Source organism: Arthrobacter sp. 9MFCol3.1 (assembly GCF_000620385.1).
GTDB lineage: Bacteria > Actinomycetota > Actinomycetes > Actinomycetales > Micrococcaceae > Arthrobacter.
The window spans coordinates 1-18,449 of sequence record NZ_JIBJ01000023.1 but is presented as its reverse complement, the minus strand read 5'-3'; the positions used below and the strand labels follow the sequence as shown (position 1 = coordinate 18,449).

21 protein-coding genes are annotated in these 18,449 nt (G+C 66.4%); 17 read left to right on the top strand and 4 right to left on the bottom strand.

Features of this window, described 5'->3' with window-relative positions; translation table 11 throughout:
- Positions 1-15: 15 nt before the first annotated feature.
- A complete protein-coding gene (locus C560_RS0116905; protein ID WP_026539090.1) occupies positions 16-1,221 on the top strand; it encodes a 5-methylcytosine restriction system specificity protein McrC in 1,206 nt (401 codons plus the stop codon).
- Positions 1,222-1,253: 32 nt separating this feature from the next.
- Entirely contained in the window at positions 1,254-1,487 is a 234-nt protein-coding gene (locus C560_RS23430; RefSeq protein ID WP_026539089.1) for a hypothetical protein, read from the top strand.
- 248 nt (positions 1,488-1,735) lie between these two features.
- On the opposite strand, the gene C560_RS22255 is transcribed toward C560_RS23430, so the two are convergent.
- Together C560_RS22255 and C560_RS0116890 are read right to left on the bottom strand one after the other, a co-directional pair.
- Complete coding sequence (locus C560_RS22255) at positions 1,736-2,209, bottom strand: very short patch repair endonuclease (protein WP_051533256.1); 474 nt, start codon at positions 2,207-2,209, stop codon at positions 1,736-1,738.
- 145 nt (positions 2,210-2,354) lie between these two features.
- Positions 2,355-2,789 carry a pyridoxamine 5'-phosphate oxidase family protein gene (locus C560_RS0116890; protein WP_018775897.1) on the bottom strand — a complete coding sequence of 145 codons (435 nt, stop codon included), beginning with the start codon at positions 2,787-2,789 and terminating at the stop codon, positions 2,355-2,357.
- A 210-nt stretch (positions 2,790-2,999) separates the two neighbouring features.
- Between C560_RS0116890 and C560_RS0116885 the strand changes: the two genes are divergently transcribed.
- Positions 3,000-3,653 (top strand): DUF6318 family protein, encoded by a 654-nt coding sequence (locus tag C560_RS0116885; protein WP_026539088.1) that lies wholly within the window; start codon positions 3,000-3,002, stop codon positions 3,651-3,653.
- An 83-nt stretch (positions 3,654-3,736) separates the two neighbouring features.
- Here C560_RS0116885 and C560_RS23425 read toward each other — a convergent pair whose 3' ends face one another.
- Positions 3,737-3,901, bottom strand: coding sequence for a hypothetical protein (locus C560_RS23425; protein WP_155855815.1), 165 nt, complete (start codon positions 3,899-3,901; stop codon positions 3,737-3,739).
- Between the two features lie 198 nt (positions 3,902-4,099).
- Here C560_RS23425 and C560_RS0116875 point away from each other — a divergent pair, with 198 nt between their 5' ends.
- From C560_RS0116875 to C560_RS0116810, 14 genes are all read left to right on the top strand, one after another.
- A complete protein-coding gene (locus C560_RS0116875) occupies positions 4,100-4,606 on the top strand; it encodes a hypothetical protein (protein WP_026539087.1) in 507 nt (168 codons plus the stop codon).
- Complete coding sequence (locus C560_RS0116870) at positions 4,603-4,902, top strand: zinc-binding dehydrogenase (RefSeq protein WP_269320032.1); 300 nt, start codon at positions 4,603-4,605, stop codon at positions 4,900-4,902. Before C560_RS0116875 ends, C560_RS0116870 begins: the two co-directional genes overlap by 4 nt.
- 57 nt (positions 4,903-4,959) lie before the next feature.
- Entirely contained in the window at positions 4,960-6,030 is a 1,071-nt protein-coding gene (locus tag C560_RS0116865; protein ID WP_026539085.1) for an alkene reductase, read from the top strand.
- Between the two features lie 660 nt (positions 6,031-6,690).
- Positions 6,691-7,401 (top strand): GntR family transcriptional regulator, encoded by a 711-nt coding sequence (locus C560_RS0116860; protein WP_026539084.1) that lies wholly within the window; start codon positions 6,691-6,693, stop codon positions 7,399-7,401.
- Positions 7,402-7,564: 163 nt separating this feature from the next.
- Positions 7,565-8,905: an MFS transporter gene (locus tag C560_RS0116855; protein ID WP_231494383.1), complete on the top strand. Its 1,341-nt coding sequence runs from the start codon at positions 7,565-7,567 to the stop codon at positions 8,903-8,905.
- On the top strand, positions 8,902-10,041 hold the full coding sequence (locus tag C560_RS22250; RefSeq protein ID WP_051533254.1) for a 2-hydroxyacid dehydrogenase: 1,140 nt from the start codon (positions 8,902-8,904) through the stop codon (positions 10,039-10,041). Before C560_RS0116855 ends, C560_RS22250 begins: the two co-directional genes overlap by 4 nt.
- 78 nt (positions 10,042-10,119) lie before the next feature.
- Positions 10,120-11,124, top strand: coding sequence for a sugar phosphate isomerase/epimerase family protein (locus tag C560_RS0116845; RefSeq protein ID WP_018775888.1), 1,005 nt, complete (start codon positions 10,120-10,122; stop codon positions 11,122-11,124).
- A 186-nt stretch (positions 11,125-11,310) separates the two neighbouring features.
- Entirely contained in the window at positions 11,311-13,083 is a 1,773-nt protein-coding gene (gene dhaL, locus C560_RS0116840; RefSeq protein ID WP_026539082.1) for a dihydroxyacetone kinase subunit DhaL, read from the top strand.
- A complete protein-coding gene (locus tag C560_RS0116835) occupies positions 13,080-13,562 on the top strand; it encodes a ribose-5-phosphate isomerase (RefSeq protein WP_018775886.1) in 483 nt (160 codons plus the stop codon). Before dhaL ends, C560_RS0116835 begins: the two co-directional genes overlap by 4 nt.
- Before the next feature lie 2 nt (positions 13,563-13,564).
- Positions 13,565-14,551: a 3-hydroxyacyl-CoA dehydrogenase family protein gene (locus C560_RS0116830; RefSeq protein ID WP_026539081.1), complete on the top strand. Its 987-nt coding sequence runs from the start codon at positions 13,565-13,567 to the stop codon at positions 14,549-14,551.
- Between the two features lie 31 nt (positions 14,552-14,582).
- Complete coding sequence (locus C560_RS0116825) at positions 14,583-15,350, top strand: SDR family NAD(P)-dependent oxidoreductase (RefSeq protein WP_026539080.1); 768 nt, start codon at positions 14,583-14,585, stop codon at positions 15,348-15,350.
- Positions 15,351-15,362: 12 nt separating this feature from the next.
- The gene (locus C560_RS23970) at positions 15,363-15,488 is read left to right on the top strand and encodes a hypothetical protein (protein WP_018775883.1); all 126 of its coding nucleotides are present in this window, start codon (positions 15,363-15,365) and stop codon (positions 15,486-15,488) included.
- 238 nt (positions 15,489-15,726) lie between these two features.
- Positions 15,727-17,076 carry an MFS transporter gene (locus C560_RS0116815; RefSeq protein WP_026539079.1) on the top strand — a complete coding sequence of 450 codons (1,350 nt, stop codon included), beginning with the start codon at positions 15,727-15,729 and terminating at the stop codon, positions 17,074-17,076.
- Between the two features lie 70 nt (positions 17,077-17,146).
- Positions 17,147-17,974: a triose-phosphate isomerase family protein gene (locus C560_RS0116810; protein ID WP_026539078.1), complete on the top strand. Its 828-nt coding sequence runs from the start codon at positions 17,147-17,149 to the stop codon at positions 17,972-17,974.
- 246 nt (positions 17,975-18,220) lie between these two features.
- On the opposite strand, the gene C560_RS23900 is transcribed toward C560_RS0116810, so the two are convergent.
- A partial coding sequence (locus C560_RS23900) for a hypothetical protein (RefSeq protein WP_231494382.1) occupies positions 18,221-18,449 on the bottom strand: 229 nt, incomplete at its 5' end.

The window sequence follows — 18,449 nt, the reverse complement described above, 5'->3', positions numbered from 1 at the left end:
TGCCGGCACATTGTCCTGGACGAACTCTCCGTCGGCGTCGTGGAGCGGCTTGATCCGGACACTGCCGCCTACGTCAACGCCAGCGGCCTGGCGAAGGCCTCGCCGATGGGCATGGGACTGTATCGGATCGAACCGGTGGGCACCGTCGGGTCGGTGCGCACCCCCGCCGTGCAGCTGGAGGTGCGGCCGAAGGGTCGGCTCGGGCTGAGCCGTTTGCTGTTCCTGCTCGGCTACGCGGGGGACCAAGGGTTCCGGGACGAGTCCGTCGCCGCGGTGGAGCATACCGATCTTTGGAGCGCCCTGGCCGAATCCCTGGCGCAGCTCGCGGACCGGGCGCTGAGCCGCGGCGTGCTGCAGGGGTACCTCATGGTGGAAGAATCCCTCCGGACCGTCAAGGGCCGGATCCGGATGTCGGACCAGATTTCCCGCCGTCCGGGCATGCTGGTCCCGCTGGAAGTCTCCTATGACGAGTTCACCGAGGACATCGCGGAGAACCGGATTCTGCGCGCCGCGCTGGAACGGATGTCCCAGGTGCCGCGGGTGCGGCCTGAGGTCCTGAGCCGCCTGCGCCAGCTCAAGGGAAAGCTCGACGCCGTGACGCGCCTTCAGTCCGGCGCGCCGCTGCCGCAGTGGCGGCCCAGCCGGATGAACACCCGCTACCACGCCGCTCTCCGGCTCGCCGAACTGATCCTGCGGAACGCCTCGGCGGAGGCCGGGCACGGCAAGCAGCAGTCGGCGTCGTTTGTGGTGGACATGGCAAAGGTGTTCGAGGACTTCGTGGGAACGGCCCTGCGCGAAGCCATGGCCGCCTACCCCGGAGAAATGCGGCTGGGCTACAACGCACTGCTGAACGAGGCTGTCCGCGACTCGGACCGCATTGTGGTGCAGCCCGGTGCCGTCCACTTCCTCGGCGGCCGGCCCGTGATGGTGTACGACGCCAAGTACAAGGCCGCGGCCGACGTCGGCGCCTCCCTCTCGGGCGACCACTACCGGATGCTGGCCTACTGCACATCCTTGCGGGTGCCGACGGCGTGGATCGTTTATCCGGGAGCCGGGGAAATCAAGCTGCGCCGGATTCTCAATACCGACATCGACATTGTTGAGTTCCCGCTGGATCTGTCGCTGCCGCCGTCGGAAATCCTGGCCGCCGTGGCGGATCTTGCCCAGCAGTCCTGGGGCGAAGTGCTCCGGCAGGCCAGTATCGACAGGTCCGCCGGCTAGGCGGATTCCTCCTGGTCGGCCACTGTCCGCAAATGTTCCAGGAGCGCCTTTTCCGGCTGGCCGGGGTTGTTAGCGACGTGCCACTGGAGTTTCTCCCGCACTTCAGCTTCTTCCGGGTTGGTACCGGCCAGAACCTCATCAATGATCGTGGCCGCCTGCCGGCGCAGCGGCTCCAGATCCGGGTTCGCTCCGCGGAACTGGCGGGGCCGGACGCCGCGGAGTCTCGTGTGGCCGGCGCGACGGAACGGCAGAACCGTGGGATCTGAAACTGCGGGGCTGGAATCTGTGCGACTGGAATCTGTGCGACTGGAATCTGTTGGCGCAACAGTCGTTTCGGGCTGGTCGTTGGACATCAGCAAGTGCGGCATCGTGCGCTCTCCCGTGTTTGCAGTACGCGTTGGTACTGACCGAATAATGCCTATCGCCCCCGGAGTCGAATATTAGCGGAGGCTGTTCAGCTTGCACCGGAGGTAAGCCGCGCGACACGCGGGACGTTGTTGCTCGGTAAAGGTCCTCAGGAGGGCTCGTCCCGGGTCGGGCCTTGGCGGAAGGGGCCCTGAAGGAGACGGCCTTGAAGGAAGGCATCCAGCCGGAGCTCCAACGCCGATCGATCCTTCAGCTCGCACTCCCACACGGTAAGGACTTCCCAGCCATCGCGTTCGAGCTGCAGCCGCTGGGCGGCGTCGCGGTTCCGAGTGCGCGTGCGCTTGGTTTCCCAGAACTCGGCGTTTGCCTGGGGTGCGTGCTGGCCCACCCGGCAGTCGTGGAAATGCCAGAAGCATCCGTTGACGAAGATGACTTTGTGCCGGCCGGCGAAGACGAGATCGGGGTTGCCCGGGAGTTTGCCGCCGGCCGCGGTGCCGTGCAGGCGGTAGCGGTATCCCTTCGCGTGCAGCAGCCTGCGGACCAGCATTTCCGGCTTGGTGTTCTTGCCCCGGATCCGGGACATGTTCCAGCTGCGCCGCTCCGGAGTCAGCTTGTCCGCCATTATTTAAGTCTAGGCGGGTGCAAGGTCTTGGCGCCGGCCGGCACGTGGCCGGGCCGGCGGGCCCGGGGGTCTGGGGCGGGCCGGCGTCGGCGGGCCGGCGTCCGGGGTGGACCGGCGTCGGCGGGCCGGAAGTCGCCGTCGGGCGCTAGATCTCCCGCTCCGGGTGTTCGCCGAACTGGAAGTGGCGGCCGCTGACCGACGTCGGCGTAATTTCCACGTAGAAGTCCTTCAACGTTGGAACCCACGGTTTCAGCCCGAGGGCCTCGGCCTCGGCGATATCGGCTGATTGGTCGAGGACGCGCGCAGTGCCGCGCAGGACTACTGACCATGCTTCCTCGGACAGGATGCCGTCCGTTTCGAAGAGCACCTTCGAATTGATGGTGAGCTCGGCCAGCTTGTTTCCCGGGGCGGTGCGGAGAAACAACTTCCGGCCGCCGACCGCGTAGTTCACCGGGAAGATGTCGGGTTCGCCGGCCACCGTGACCACGAGCCTGCCGTGCTTGGTGCCCTCAATCAATGCCCAGGCTTGATCGTCGTCCAGTTTGAGAATCGGATTGCCATCTTCGTGTTCGAACATCATGGGTTCATTGTTCTGTCCCCCCGAGTGAAATGGCTAGGGGCTAAAGGACTGGCAAAGGACTGCCGGGGTGGTCTGCCGGGGTCTGCCGGTACGCGGGGCGGGCACATGATGCCTGTGGATAATCTTGACCAGCAAAATGTGATCTCGGTTACCCTTAAGCCACAAATTGGCTTCAATCGTCTTGATTTTCTATCGGGGGAGTAGCTGACCATGACATCTCGCACTTGGCTTTCCGGTCCCTGGCGAGCCTGTGCGGTCGCTTTGCTGTCGATCTCCCTGGTGTCGGTCACAGCGTGCAGCGGGGGTTCAACCACTCCTCCCGGATCTCCACCTGCTGCTTCGCAGAACCCCGCCGGGTCGCCCACCCCGAGCGCAACTCCCACACCTACCGCCAGCTACAAGCCCGCCGACGCGACCGGCAAGGCGCAGAACGTGCCAGTGCCGGAGTTGCCGGAAGCTGCGAAGGCCGAGACGAAGGAAGGGCTGGAGGCGTTTGCGCGGTACTGGTTCAAAGAACTAAATTTCGCGTACGAGACTGGCACATCGTCCGGATTGGACTCCGTGACCTCGACAGGATGCGAGTTCTGCTCAAACATCACGCGTTCATTGAAGACAAATTATGCGGACGGCCGATGGCTCGTCGGTGGCCATATTGAAACACCTTCACTTAGCACGACCTTTGAAGCCCAGGCCGACGGTCAGTATCAGATTGCCGTCCAGGTGCAGCAGGCGAAGATCACGTACTTCGACCCTGACGGAACTGAATTCCGGAAACCGACGCCGCCATCGGATACAGGCAACGTAATGCTGGCGGCGTTCAAGGATGGCGCGTGGCAAATTACCGCTCTCCATCCGTTCCGGTGAGCGCGTCAGTGTTTCGACCAAGGCATAGAACTCTCGGGTTGCTTGTCGGCGGCCTAATCTGGGTAGGCTCCCTAGCGCTACCCCTAGTTGCGGTGGCTGATGATGGAGGCATTGATTCCGGATTCGGAAATCAGGGTGTAGATGTTGGCGGTTGGAGACTGGATCCCGCCACGGGCAAATTTGTTGCCCTCCAGCCGGGTGCTACATTCGCCGACCCCTTCCAGTACAAATACGAACTGCAGTGCCACCTGGGCGGAGGCGACTTTGACGCCGACTGTCTCGCCGCCGCAGTGGACTGTTCCAGCGGCCCTGACGGGAAGGCCGGCATTCCCGTGGTCTGGCTAAAAGCGCCGGCGGGCGTGCCCAACCCGACATGGTCGTTTCACTCCGGCCCAACGTGCCTCTTCGATCCTAGGCCGGCGGACTTGCTGCCCAGAATTGCCGCAATGATCCAGAGGGAGTTCCAGCGGCTTCCGATATCTGCGGGCACGTCCACGGCCCAGCCCAGCCCCAACACGCTCCGGGGAGCCGAGACCAACTTCTTCGCCAGCGCCGCGGATCAGGAGTTCGACATCACGATCCTGGCCCAGGCCGTCCATGTCACCGCCAAGCCGGTGCAGTACTCCTGGAGCTACAGCGACGGCACCTCGCTCGGCCCGCAAACGGCGGCCGGCGGACCGCTTCCGCAGGACCGCTGGGGCGAGAAGACCCTGACGAGTCACGTGTATACCCAGACCGGCGACTTCCCGGTGGTTCTGACCACCCATTTCCAGGGAACCTACTCGGTGAATGGCGGCCCGCCGCTGCCCATCCCCGGCCAAGGACAATTCAGCTCGCCGCCACAGACAGTCAGTGTCTGGCGGACGATCACAAGGAACTACGCAGACACGTGCCTGCAGAATCCCCAAGGCCAAGGCTGCCCCGGCGTCGCCCCGCCGCCTCCTAGCCCATAGCTAGGCTCGCAGCTCCCGGTCCACCCGTTCTATCCGGGCATTCACGAGCTCGCAAAGACAAGGCGGCTTCGTCCGGGGTCGCGGATCACGTGCTCGACCCGAGTGCCGACGACGTCAAGGCGCGCGTGCTGGAACTGACCAACGGGGCGGGGGCCGATGCGGCGGTTGAATGTGCCGGTGTGAATGCGGTGCTGGACACCACGCTCGACGTCGTGAGGTCCGCCGGCGTCGTCGTCAACGTCTCGATCTGGGGATCGTCGTCCACCCGTAGTGATCCGAGTCTCACCCGGGAATAGTTGCAGACGCCTCGCAGTTACCGCCAGTGAACCCATTCACTGCGAAAGGAATTGCGCATGCTGTTTTCCCCGATGACCCTCGGCGAGCTGGAACTGCCCAACCGACTCGTCATGGCGCCGCTGACCCGTCTCCGTTCCGGCCAGGAAGGTATCCCGGGGCCCTTGGTTGCCGAGCACTACCGCCAGCGCGCCTCGCTCGGCCTGATCGTCAGCGAGGGCACCTACCCGAGCCCGGCCGGGCGCTCGTACCCGGGCCAGCCCGGCATCGTCACCCCGGACCAGATTGCCGGCTGGAAGACGGTCACGGAAGCCGTTCACGCCGAAGGCGGCCGGATCTTCGCGCAGATCATGCACGGTGGCCGGGTTTCGCACGAGGACATCACCGGCGGCCACCAAGTGGTTGCGCCGAGCGCCATCGCCGTCGAGGCAGAGACTCGCACGTCCAAGGGCAAGCAGGCGCACCCCGTGCCGCACGCCCTGACCACCGACGAACTGCCCGGCATCCTCCAGGAATTTGTCCAGGGATCGCTAAACGCGATCGAGGCAGGGTTCGACGGCGTGGAGCTGCACTCCGCCAACGGTTACCTGCTGCACGAATTCCTGGCGCCGTCGTCGAACCAGCGTGACGACCTCTACGGCGGCTCCCCGGAGAACCGCGTGCGCTTCGTCATCGAAGTTGTGAAGGCTGTGGTTGAGGCCGTGGGCGCAGATCGCGTCGGCATCAGGATCTCGCCGGAGCACAACGTGCAGGGTGTCACCGAACTGGACTCCGCAGACGTCCGCGAGACATACCGCCTGCTGGTGGATGCTATTGCGCCGCTGAACCTGGCCTACCTGAGCATCCTGCACAAGGACCCCACCGGCGAACTGGTCCAGGACCTGCGTTCACGCTTCAACGGAGCCTTCCTCGTCAATACCGGATTCGGCGTCATCACCACCCGGGATGAGGCCATCTCGCTGGTTGCCGACGGCCACGCCGACGCCGTCGTCGTCGGACGCCCGGCCATCGCGAACCCGGACCTCGCCCGCCGCTGGCGCGAAGGCCTGCCGGTCAACGAGCCCGACGCGTCCACGTTCTACGCCGACGGCGCCACGGGCTACACCGACTACCCGGCCTACCAGAACTAGGGCCAACTGCGGGCGCGGTGACTCCCGCAGTGACTCTCGCGGCGCGGCGCCGCGCCGAGTTGCAGCACACGCTCGGCTGGACATGCTCAGCCGCAGTCACGATCAGGGGGCAGAATGCCATTCTGCCCACTGATCGCATTTAACAATGAGCATGTCCCTCGCAGGGCAGGTCCGAGACGGAACATGCTCCGCGGTGAGGTGCACGAAAGAGCATGTTCCTCGCAGCGCATCATGACCACTGGACATGCCCAGCCGCACCCGCGTCCGGACATGCTCCGCGGTGAGGTGTACGAAAGAGCATGTTCCTCGCGGCGCATCATGACCACGGGACATGCCCAGCCGCAGCCATGATCAGTGGGCAGAATGCCATTCTGCCCACTGATCGCGCTTAACAATGAGCATGTCGCTCGCTGGTTTGGCCTAAGGCTGGACATGTTCCTCGCCGGAGTGTGCGGGTGGGCATGTCCCGTCTTGCATGGCGGGGCCACCGGACAGGTGCCCTGGACGAATTGGCCACTGGACATGTCCCGTGGCTGGCGCCGGGATTGGGTATGTCCCGTGGGCCATGACGCGCAGCGAGGGGCATGTCCATCGGTGGGGGCGGCAAATGGGCATGTCCCGGAGGGGATCTCGCCGCGCCCGGTCCTATAGGATCTGAAGATGCAATTCGCTTCCACCGGCAGCCACTCTGAGGGGCGCTCCGCCGGCCGCCCCGTCAGCCGGCAGGTCCTGGCGGACCACGTCTATGAAGAACTCCTGGCTTCGCTCATGGACGGCCGGCTGGAACCCGGGGCTGCGGTCAGCATCGACGGGACCGCCCGGGAACTCGACGTCTCGCCCACGCCTGTGCGGGAGGCGCTCGCCAGGCTGGAACATACCGGGATGGTGCGCCGCGTGGCTCTCAAGGGCTACCGGGTTGCTCCGGTGTTCACCCGGGAAGACTTCGCCGAGCTCATGGAAGCCCGCCTCGCGATCGAGCCCGTCAACGCCCGACTGGCGTGTGCCCGGCTGACGCCAGGCCACCTGGCCGAACTGGAACGGGCAGTCGCCGATCTCAAGGACGCCCCGCGCGGGCCGTCCTTTGCCGAATTCCGCGGCTACCTCGAGGCCGACGAACGGTTCCACCGGCTGATCGCGGAGCAGACGGGCAACCAGTTCATGGTGGCCGCCTACGCCGCCCTCGGCGGACAGATTCAGCGGTTCCGACTGTTCGGGGGAGTGGGCATCACCGACGCCGAGCACGCGATCGCCGAGCATCAGGCGGTCCTGGATGCCCTCGCGACGGGCGACCCTGAGAAGGCGGCAGCCGCCATGGCCGAGCACGTGCAAAAGGTGCGCGGCCGCGCCATCGCCGACGCTCCCGCGGAATAGGTCTCCTCCCAGGCTGACGCACGCGGGCACAGCCCCGCGGAACAGCGCAACCGGCTCCTGTGCCATCTTTTTGTGACCCTCTTCACAGCTGATCGAAGACCCTATAGGATCTTCGATTGTGACGGCTACGGTGCCGGCATTGGGAGTCACAAGGGAGTGAAGAGTGCAAACAGAAACTTTGGCCGCAGGGCCCAAGGAATCCGCAACACGCCGCACCATCAAGAATCTGCGGTGGTGGATTCTCGGCTGGGCGCTGGCCGCCGGCATCATCAACTACATGGACCGCAGCGCGATCTCCATCGCCGCGCCGCAGCTGATCAAAGAGTTCGGCATGACCCGGACGGACATTGGCCTCCTGGGCACCGTGTTCTCCTGGACCTACGCTTTTGCCCAGTTGCCCGCGGGCTGGCTCGTAGACAAACTGGGCGCCCGACGGATGTACTTCCTCGCAATCGCGGGCTGGAGCATCGCGACCGCGCTGATGGCCGTCGGCACCAAGATGTGGCAGTTCATCACCTTCCGCTTCCTGCTCGGCATCACCGAAGCCCCCAACGGGCCGGCGTCGGCAAAGCTGACCGCTGACTGGTTCCCGCGGGCCGAGCGCGGGCAGGCCACCGCCATCTGGGACAGCGGTTCCAAATGGGGACCCGCCATCGCGCCGCCCGTCCTGACCGCCATCATGCTCGCGTTCGGCTGGCAGGCCATCTTCCTCTTCCTCGGCGTCGCAGGCCTCGTGCTGGCACTGGCCTTTTTCCTCTACTACCGCGCTCCCGAAGAGCACAAGCGCATCAGCGCGAAGGAACTGGACTACATCGAAAGCCAGCGCACCACCCAGCTCCTGACTGCCAAGAAGGTTTCGTGGCTCGGACTCTTCAAGCACCGCCAAATCTGGGGCATGATGGCCGGATTCTTCTGCGTCATCTGGATCTGGAACATCTTCATCGTCTTCCTGCCGCTCTACCTGCAGGAAGAACGCGGTGCCAGCATCGCCAGCTCCGGCTGGCTCGCGGCTGTCCCGTACCTCGGCGCAGCCATCCTCGGCATCACCGGCGGCTGGGTCATGACGCGCTACTCGAAGAAGGCAGGCCGCGATCCGCTGCTGGCCAAGCGCCACGTGATGTCCGTAGCAGCGATTGCCGCCGGCATCCTGATCTGCCTCATCCCGTTCGTGGATTCCCTCCCGCTCGCCATCGCCGTCATGACCGTGGCGCTGGGCTTCGTGGCCACCATGCAGGCGGCCGCCTGGGCCATGCCCGGCGACATCGTGGACAACTCACAGGTTGCCTCCGTCGGCGCCATCCAGAACTTCGGCGGCTACTTCGGCGGCGCCTTTGCCCCGCTGCTGACCGGCGTGATCGCCGATGCCACCGGTTCCTACGCGCCGTCGTTCGTGATCGGCGGCATCATCGCGGCCCTGGCCGCAGTGGCCTACACGGTGCTGGTCCGCGAACCGATCAAGGACAAGACTCCAGCAACGCAGACAGAAAGCCGAACCGAAGCATGAGCACAGCAACAAACGCATTGACGACGACGGCGGCCGCCACCACGGCGGCCGCCCCGGCGGCGGGAACCGCCACTGCGCGAACCACCACTGCGCGAACCGCCACTGCGGGAACCGCCCGCTCGCCGTTCACCGTGGCCGTCACGGCCGACGCCGCGCGGCCGGACGGAAGCTCCATTCACGGGGATTTAGGGCTGCAGCGGCTCAGCGAGCACGGCATCAGCTGGAGCGTCCTGCCCAGTTACACGGATCCGGTTCCGCTGGCCGACCTCGCCGGGGTCCAGGCCGTGCTGTCACTGGGACACATCGCCTTCGATTCACACACCGTGGACCACGCCCCGGACCTGAGACTGATTGCACGGTTCGGGGCCGGCTACGAAACCATCGACCTGGACGCCTGCACCCGCGCCGGCATCGTTGTCACCAACACCCCGGATGCCATCCGGCGGCCGTTGGCAGTGGCGGGACTGACGCTGCTCCTGGCGCTCTCGCACAAGCTCCTGGCCAAGGACAGGCTGACCCGGACCTCTGACTGGGCGCAACGCGAGCACTACCGCGGCGCGCCGCTCGTGGGCCAGACGGTCGGCATCGTGGGCTTCGGCAGCGTGGGCGCTGAGCTCGCCCGCCTCCTGGCTCCGCTCGGGATGAAAGTCGTGGGCAACAACCGCGGCGGCCGCCACGCGGAGGCCGCCGGACTCGGCGTCGAGCTGCTGGGCCTGAATGAGCTCCTGGAGCGCTCGGATTACGTCGTGCTCTGCGCCGCGCTGACACCGGCGACCGAAAAACTGATCGGCGCCGCCGCGTTGGCCCGGATGAAGCCAAGCGCCTACCTGATTAATATCGGCCGCGGAAAACTCGTGGACACGGATGCCCTCCGGGACGCCTTGCGGGACGGCCGGATCGCTGGCGCCGGCCTCGACGTCTTTGAGCCGGAACCCCTGCTTCCCGACGACGAGCTCCTGACCTTGGACAACGTCGTGCTTTCCCCGCATTCCCTGTGCTGGACCGAGGACTTCACACGGGACGTCGCGGCCAGCGCCATTGCCTCGATCCTGGCGGTCGCGGCGGGGGAGCGCCCTGCCAACGTCCTGAATCCGGAGGTCTTCGCAACCGCGGCCTTCGCCGCGAAAGGGGCGTAACCCGGGATGTGACCTTGACAACATCCCCTCAGATAGTAAATCCTATAGGAAACAGGATTCCACGAAGGAGTGAACCCCATGGCCTATACAGCCGAAAACTGGCCCATCACAGCAGCGCTCCTGCAGTTCCCGGGAACCGATGCGCAGGGCAACCACATCAACGACGCCGACGCCTCCGCCTGGGCCGAGGTCCTCACCGAGGTCAAGGACGCCGGCTTCGCCAATGCCGACCTCACGGACAGCTGGGTCCGCCCCGGCGACCTGAGCTCCGCCCGGCTTGCCGAGTTCAAGCAGACCGCGGACAACGTCGGCATCGGTATCCCCGTCATCTCTGCCATCCGCCGCAGTGTCATCGAGGAAGGAAACTGGGAAGCCAACCTGGCGTACAGCCACCGCACCATCGACGCCGCCGCCGAGCTGGGCTGCGAGGTTGTCTCGTTCGGACTGCACCAGGCCATCACCGCCGAGCAGCAGAAGCAGCTCTGGTTCTGGACCGTCGAAGGGTACAAGGACCCGGTGGGGGATAAGGAAACCTGGGGCAAGGCCGTAAGCCGCCTGCGCGAACTTGGCCAGCACGCGGCCGAGGTCGGCGTCCTGCTCTCGCTCGAAATGTACGAGGACACGTATCTGGGCACCGCGGATTCCTCGGTCCAGCTGGTCCAGGACATCGGCCTGGCCAACGTCGGCATCAACCCGGACATCGGCAACCTCATTCGGCTGCACCGCCCGATCGAGGACTGGCGCGAAATGGTCGCCAAGACCCTCCCGTACTCCAACTACTGGCACATGAAGAACTACATCCGCGACGAGGACGTCGCCCGGGACACCTACGTCGCGATGCCGGCCCCGATGGAAAGCGGCCTCATCAACTACCGCGAGGCGTTCAAGACCGCACTCTCCGTCGGCTTCCAGGGCATCCTCTGCACCGAGCACTACGGCGGCGACGGCCTCAGCGTCACGGCCAGCAACCAGGACTACCTCCGCCGCCAGGTCCTGCCGAAGACCGACGGTTATGCCCTCGGCACCAGCCAGGTGGCCCAGGGCCGGCAGCTGCCGGCAGCCACGGCACTCGCCAGCGTCTGACCGGGCATCTGAAAAGCCAGCATCTGAACTCAGCGTCTGAATGGGCGCTGAACGGGCGCTGAAGGAGCGCCGGCACCGGCGCGTGGTGCGGCCGTCAAACCATTTGGGGGCGGCCGCACCACCCCAGCTTCACCCCAGCTCTTTACCCACAGCATTAGTTCTCCAACACGGATTCAATGAGGAACCATGACCCAGATCTTCGACAATCCCGCTGATTTCGCGGATGAGGCACTGGACGGCTTCGTTGCGGCCAACCGCGGCTACGTGGCCCGAGTCGACGGCGGCGTCGTCCGCTCCACCGAAGTCCCGGCCGGTCAGGTGGCCCTGGTGGTCGGCGGCGGCTCCGGGCACTACCCGGCCTTCGCCGGGCTCGTCGGGCCGGGACTGGCCACCGCCTCGGCCTGCGGCAACATGTTCGCCTCGCCCGCGGCCGGCCAGGTCTACCGCGTGGCCAAGGCGGCCAACGCCGGCGGCGGCGTGCTGCTGAGCTACGGCAACTACGCCGGCGACGTCCTGCACTTCGGCCAAGCCCAGCTGCGCCTCAACGCCGAAGGCATCGAAACCCGCACCGTCCTGGTCACCGACGACATCGCCAGCGCCCCGCTGGAGCAGATCGAGAAGCGCCGCGGCATCGCCGGGGACCTGACAGTGTTCAAGATCGCCGGCGCCGCCGCGGAGGCGGGACTGAGCCTGGACGACGTCGAACGGCTGGCCATCCGGACCAACTACCGTACCCGCTCGCTCGGCGTGGCCTTCGACGGCTGCACCCTGCCCGGCGCGGAGGCCCCGCTGTTCTCGGTCCCCGCGGGGCACATGTCCCTGGGCCTGGGCATCCACGGCGAACCGGGGATCTCCGATCACCCCATGCCCACCGCCTCCGAGCTGGCCGAACTCCTGGTCACCCGGCTCCTGGCCGACAAGCCGGACGACGCCGGCACCCGCGTGGTCGCGATCGTGAACGGCCTCGGCACGGTCAAGTACGACGAACTCTTCCTGCTGTTCGGCAAGATCGAGAAGCTCCTCAGCGCCGCCGGACTCACCGTGGTGGAGCCCGAGTGCGGCGAGCTCGTCACAAGCCTGGACATGTCCGGACTGTCCCTGACCCTGCTGTGGCTGGACGAGGAACTCGAGCAGTACTGGGCCGCCCCGGCCGACACCCCGGCGTTCCGCAAGGGAAACCTGGCGCCCCGGGCCCGCCGCGAGCTCGCCGGTCCGGACGCCGAGGAGACCGCCGACGTCGAACGGCCCACCGCTGCGGCGGCAGCCCTCGGCCAACTGGCCGCCGACTTGCTCGGGCAGGTGCGGGACGTGGTGGTCGAGCATGAGGAAGAACTGGGCCGGCTCGATGCCATCGCCGGCGACGGCGACCACGGGATCGGCATGCGCCGCGGCGTGGACGCGGCAGTCACCGCGGCCGAACAAGCTGCCGCGAACGACGGCGGCGCTTCGCCGTCGCGGGTCCTGACCGCTGCGGGGGAGGCCTGGAGCGAACGCGCCGGCGGCACCTCGGGCGCGCTCTGGGGCTCGGCGATCATCGCCGCCGGACAGGCCCTGGGCAACCAGGACAGCTACAGCGGCGAGGACGCGGCCGCGGCGGTCACGGCCTTCGTGGACGCCATCACCGCACTCGGCAAGGCCGAACCGGGGGACAAGACCATGGTGGACGCCCTCCTGCCGTTCCAGGACGCGTTCCTCACCGCGTTCGACGCCGGCACACCGGTGGCCGGTTCCCTCGCCGCGGCGGCGTCCGCCGCCACAGCCGCCGCAGAGCGGACCGCCGGGCTGCGTCCGCTCAAAGGCCGGGCCCGCCCGCTCGCCGAGAAGAGCCTCGGCCACCCCGACCCCGGCGCGGTGTCCTTCGCCCTCATCGCCACCCGGATATCCGCCCACACCGACACCGCAGACACAGCATCCCGGCCCGGCAACCCCGAGCCGGCGGAACAAGGAGAACAAGCATGAGCACAGCAACAGGCTGGCGCGTGGTCATCGGCAACGATGAGGCCGGCGTCGAATACAAGAACGCGCTGAAGGCGCTCCTCGAAGCCGACCCCCGCGTGGCGTCCGTCCAGGACGTGGGAGTCGGCGCCAACGACTCCACCGCCTATCCGCACGTCGCCGTCGACGCGGCCCGCAAGATCGCCGACGGCGACGCCGACCGGGCGCTGCTGATCTGCGGCACCGGACTGGGCGTGGCGATCGCGGCCAACAAGGTCCCCGGCATCCGCGCCGTCACCGCCCACGACAGCTACTCGGTGGAGCGGTCCGTCCTGAGCAACAACGCCCAGGTGCTCACCCTGGGGCAGCGCGTCATCGGGCTGGAACTGGCCAAGAAGCTCGTGGGCGAATGGCTGAGCCACCGCTTCGACGAAAACTCCTCCTCCGCCGCGAAGGTGGACGCCATCTGCTCGTACGAACCCGAATACACGAAGGCAGTCTGAACATGACCGAATCAACAGCAACCGCAGCCGTCATCAACGCCGCCCGCAAGATCGCCGTCGTCGGCTCCGGCTACATGGGCGGCGGAATCGCGCAGGTCCTTGCGCTCGGCGGCGCCCGGGTGGCGCTCGCGGATGTGTCCGCGGAAGTGGCCCAGAAGAACTATGAGCGGCTCCTGGCCGAATCCGACGAATTCGTGGCCGCCGGGCTCTTCCCGGAAGACGCCACCGCCATCCTGAAGGAAAACCTCTGGGCCGCCAAGGACATCGAGGAGGCCGTGGCGGACGCCGACTTCATCGAAGAAGCCGTCCCCGAGGTCATCGAGATCAAGCACCAGACCCTCGCCCGCATCAGCGCGGCCGCCCGCCCGGACGCCATCATCGGGTCCAACACGTCCACGATCTCCATCGCCGACCTGTCCGAGCCGGTCACCAACCCGGAACGCTTCCTGGGCGTGCACTTCTCGAACCCGTCCCCGTTCATCCCCGGTGTGGAAATCATCCCCCACGCCGGCACCTCGGCCGCCACGGTCGGCGCCGTCCGCGACCTCGTGCACGCGGCCAACAAGCAGACCGCCGTCGTCAAGGACGTCACCGGATTCGTGCTCAACCGGCTCCAGTACGCGCTGTTCCATGAGGCCGCCCAGCTGGTGGAACAGGAGATCGCGACCGCGGAGGACGTCGACACCCTGGTCCGCACCACTTTCGGCTTCCGGCTGCCGTTCTTCGGACCGTTCGCGATCGCCGACATGGCCGGGCTGGACGTCTACAACTTCTGCTACAAGTCCCTCCAGACCGATTTCCCGGATCGGTTCGCCACCCCGAAAATCCTCACCGACCTGGTGGAGGCCGGAAAGCTGGGCACCAAGACCGGTGCGGGCTTCCTGAACGTCCCGGCGGAGCGCACGCCGGAACTGATCGCCTACCGGAACAAGGCGTACGTGGCCATGCAGAAGCTCATCGACGAGCTCAGCCCCGCCCCCATCAGCTAAGTCCCGTTCCCGTCGTCATCAAGGAGTACCCATGAGCACTTTCCCCACAGAACGCACCGCCATCATCACCGGCGCCGTGTCCGAGCGCGGCATCGGCCGCGCCACCGCCAGCTACCTCGCGGCCCAGGGCTGGAACATCGGCATCATCGACCTCGATGACGCACTCTGCAAGGCGGCGGCCAAGGAACTGGCAGCCGAGCACGGCGTCAAGGCCTTCGGCGCCGGCGCCAATGTTTCCGACGAGGGCTCGGTCCGCGCGGCAATCGACGCCATCGAGGCGGAACTGCCGCAGATCGTCGCGCTCGCCAACGTGGCCGGCGTCAGCTCTCCGGTGCCGTACCTGGAACTCGACGCCGCGGAATGGGACCGGGTGCTGAACATCAACCTCAACGGCGTCCACTACGCCACCCGCCGCGTCGCGGAATCCATGGTGAAGAACAGGATCGGGCGCATCGTGAACATCTCCTCGGTCTCCGCGCAGCGTGGCGGCGGCACGTTCTCCAAGACGCCGTACTCCGTGGCGAAGGCCGGCGTGATCGGCCTGACCCGGGCCACGGCCCGTGAACTGGGCGAATACGACATCACGGTCAACGCCATCTCCCCGGGCCCCATCGACACCGACATCATGGGCGGCACCCTCAGCGAGGAACGCAAGGACGAACTCACCAAAGACCTCGTGGTCAACCGCGTTGGCTCCACCCGGGACATCGCAGCAGCCATCGCCTTCCTCATCAGCGAGGACGCCGGCTACATCTCCGGCCAGACGCTGAATGTGGATGGCGGACTCTACATGCACTAAGGAAGAAGCCTCGTGGCACAACACAGCCAAACCCCCGCCTCCGGATTCGCAGCCTGGAGCAAGGGACGGAAGATCTACTTGGCCGTCGGGATCCTGGCCTGCGTGGCCGGCGTCCTGATGATGGTTTTTTCGCGCTAGCTTTCTCCCACCGGATCCGGCCTGGCCTGCTTTGGCCTGGCCGGATCCGGCGCGGCTGGCTCTGGCTGGCTTTGGCCTGATCTGGCTCCGGCCCGGCCTGCTTGGCCGGCTTTGGCCTGATCCGGCGCGGCTGGCTCTGGCTGGCTTTGGCCTGATCCGGCCGCTCTCCACGCCACTGATTCACCCCACTGACATACACCACTGAGTTACACCGCTGATTGCTCGACGAGGAGTTTTTATGTCCGTAACAACAACGTCCACCCGGGACCTCCTGGAGACGCCGGTCCTTAAATCGGCCATCTCCAAGGCCGCCCGCCGGCTCATGCCCATGCTGGTGATCCTCTATGTGGTCGCCTTCCTGGACCGCACCAACGTGGGCTTCGCCGAGGCTGCCCTGGGCGTGGACAAAGGCATCACCGCCGGCGCCTACGCGCTGGGCGCCGGGATCTTCTTCATCGGGTACGCCCTGTTCGAAATCCCGAGCAACCTGCTCCTGACCAAGTTCGGGGCCAAGGTGTGGCTGGCCCGCATTGCCATCACGTGGGGCATCGTCTCGGCCTGCTTCGCGTTCGTCCAGGGCGAGACGTCCTTCATCATTCTGCGGTTCCTGCTGGGTGTCACCGAGGCCGGGCTGTTCCCCGGCGTCATCATGTTCCTGGCCGCATGGTTCCCCAACAAGGTCCGCGTCAAGATGTTCGCCATCTTCTACCTGGCCCAGCCGTTCTCCCAGATGCTGGGCGCCCCGCTGTCCGGCTGGCTGATCAACATCGGCGACCAGGTCCCCGGAGTCCAGGGCTGGCAGGTCATGTTCTTCGTCGAAGGCATGCTGGCGGTCATCGCCGGCATCGCCGCCTACTTCTTCCTGATCAACAGCCCGCAGGACGCCAAGTTCCTGAACAAGGACGAGAAGAACGCGCTCCTGGAAGTCATGGCCCTGGAGGACACCGTCAAGGAAGAGTCCGGCCCGCACGGCGTCCTGGCCGCCATGAAGAACGGCAAGGTCTGGTACTTCACCATCATCTACTTCTGCCTGCAGATCGCCGTCTACGGCGTCACCTTCTACCTGCCGCAGCAGGTGGCCCAGCTGACCGGCCAGAAGGTGGGCATCGCCGTCGGCCTGATGGCAGCAATCCCGTGGTTCTTCGGCATCTTCGCCTGCTACTTCATCGGCAAGGCCGCGAACACCGTGATCCGCCGCCGGGTCTGGGGCACCGGGCTGTTCATCTCCACCGGACTCTGCATCTTCGGCTCCGCGTGGGCCGGCGCCAACCACATTCCGGCGCTCGGCATCATCTTCATCACCCTCGCCGTGTGCTCGTTCCTCTCCATCGGCCCCATCGCGTGGTCCTACCCGACGGCGTTCCTCACCGGGACCGCCGCGGCCGCGGGGATCGGCCTGATCAACTCGCTCGGAAACCTCGGCGGCTTCGTCGCACCGATCCTGCGCACTTCGGTCAACCAGATCACCGCCTCGGAGACCGGGACCATGGGCGTCTACGCCCTCGGCGTGCTTCCGTTCCTGGCAGCGGCCATGATGTTCGCGACCCGCCGCTTCAAGAACAAGGCCGACGAGCTGCTGGAGCAGTAAAGGCCCCCGGCCTCTCTTCCGGCTCGACGTCCGGCGCCCATCCACTGGATCCAGCAGAAAGCACCAACACATGCAGCAGAGCCCCGGCAGCCAGACCTCCAGCGCCCGCATCCTGGTGGGGGTCAGCACCAAGATGTACCTAGGCTACCGGGACAGCCTGGACTGGCTGGAACGCCTGCAGCACGAAGTGGACACCCGCCCGGCCCTCGCGGCCGGGCGGGTTGTCCCGTTTGTCATTCCGTCCTTCCCCGTCCTGCCCGCGGCGGCCCGGCTCCTGGCGGGTTCGCCGCTGCTGCTCGGCGCGCAGAACTGCGGCTGGGCGGACGGGCCCTGGACCGGGGAAGTGGCCCCGTCCATGCTCGCGGAACTCGGCGTCCGGTTCGTGGAGATCGGCCATGCCGAACGCCGTCGGCACTTCCACGAGGACGATGCCATGGTGGCCCGCAAGGTCCGGGCCGCGGCCGAGGCCGGGCTCACCCCGCTGCTGTGCGTGGGGGAGCACGACGGCGGGCAGCCGGCGGCCGCGGCGGACTTTGTGTACCGCCAGATCGAGTCGGCCGTCGACGGCCACTGGGACCTCGCCGGGCATTTGGTTGTGGCGTATGAACCGGTCTGGGCTATCGGCGCGGCCGAGCCCGCCGCCGCGGCGTACGTGTCCGACGTCGTCCTGCGGCTCCGGGACCAGCTCACCACCGCCGGCGTGCCAGGGTTGCCGGTCATCTACGGCGGATCGGCCAAACCGGGACTGCTGCCAACCCTTGAGGGCGTCTCCGGCTTGTTCCTGGGCCGGTTCGCGCACGATCCGGTGAATTTCGGCCGCGTGCTCGATGAGGCATTGCTGCTGGCCGAAGGCCTCCCCGCGACGGGCCCCGCCACCGCGGGACATGTCCAGTCCTGACCGCGGGTGATGGGCACGATGCCTTGATGTCCGTTGCCCGTGGCCAAGAATGAGCATGTCCCATGGGGTGGCTGCCGGGGAATGGGCATGTTCCGTGGGGTGGCTGGCGGGGAATGGGCACGTTCCGCGGGGTGCCTAGCGAAGACTGGGCATGTCCAGCTCTGACCGTGAACTGCTCCCCGGAAGTTGGACTGAGAAATTCAGTTCCGACTCCCGGGGAGCAGTTTTATGCATGTACGTAGTCCGTTATCCGAAGAGCAGCGCGAGGCCGCTGTAGCGTGGTTTGAGAAGGGCATCGCGGATAAAGCGGCGGCACGGGTCCTGGGTGTGTCTCACTCGCCGGTGCAGCTTCTCTATCTGCGGTGGAGAATCCATGGTCGAGGAGCGCTGATGGCCAAGCCGACGAAACAGGTGTACTCGTTCGAATTCAAGCTCGCCTTGGTCGAACGGTTCATCGCGGGTGAGACTGCCCAGG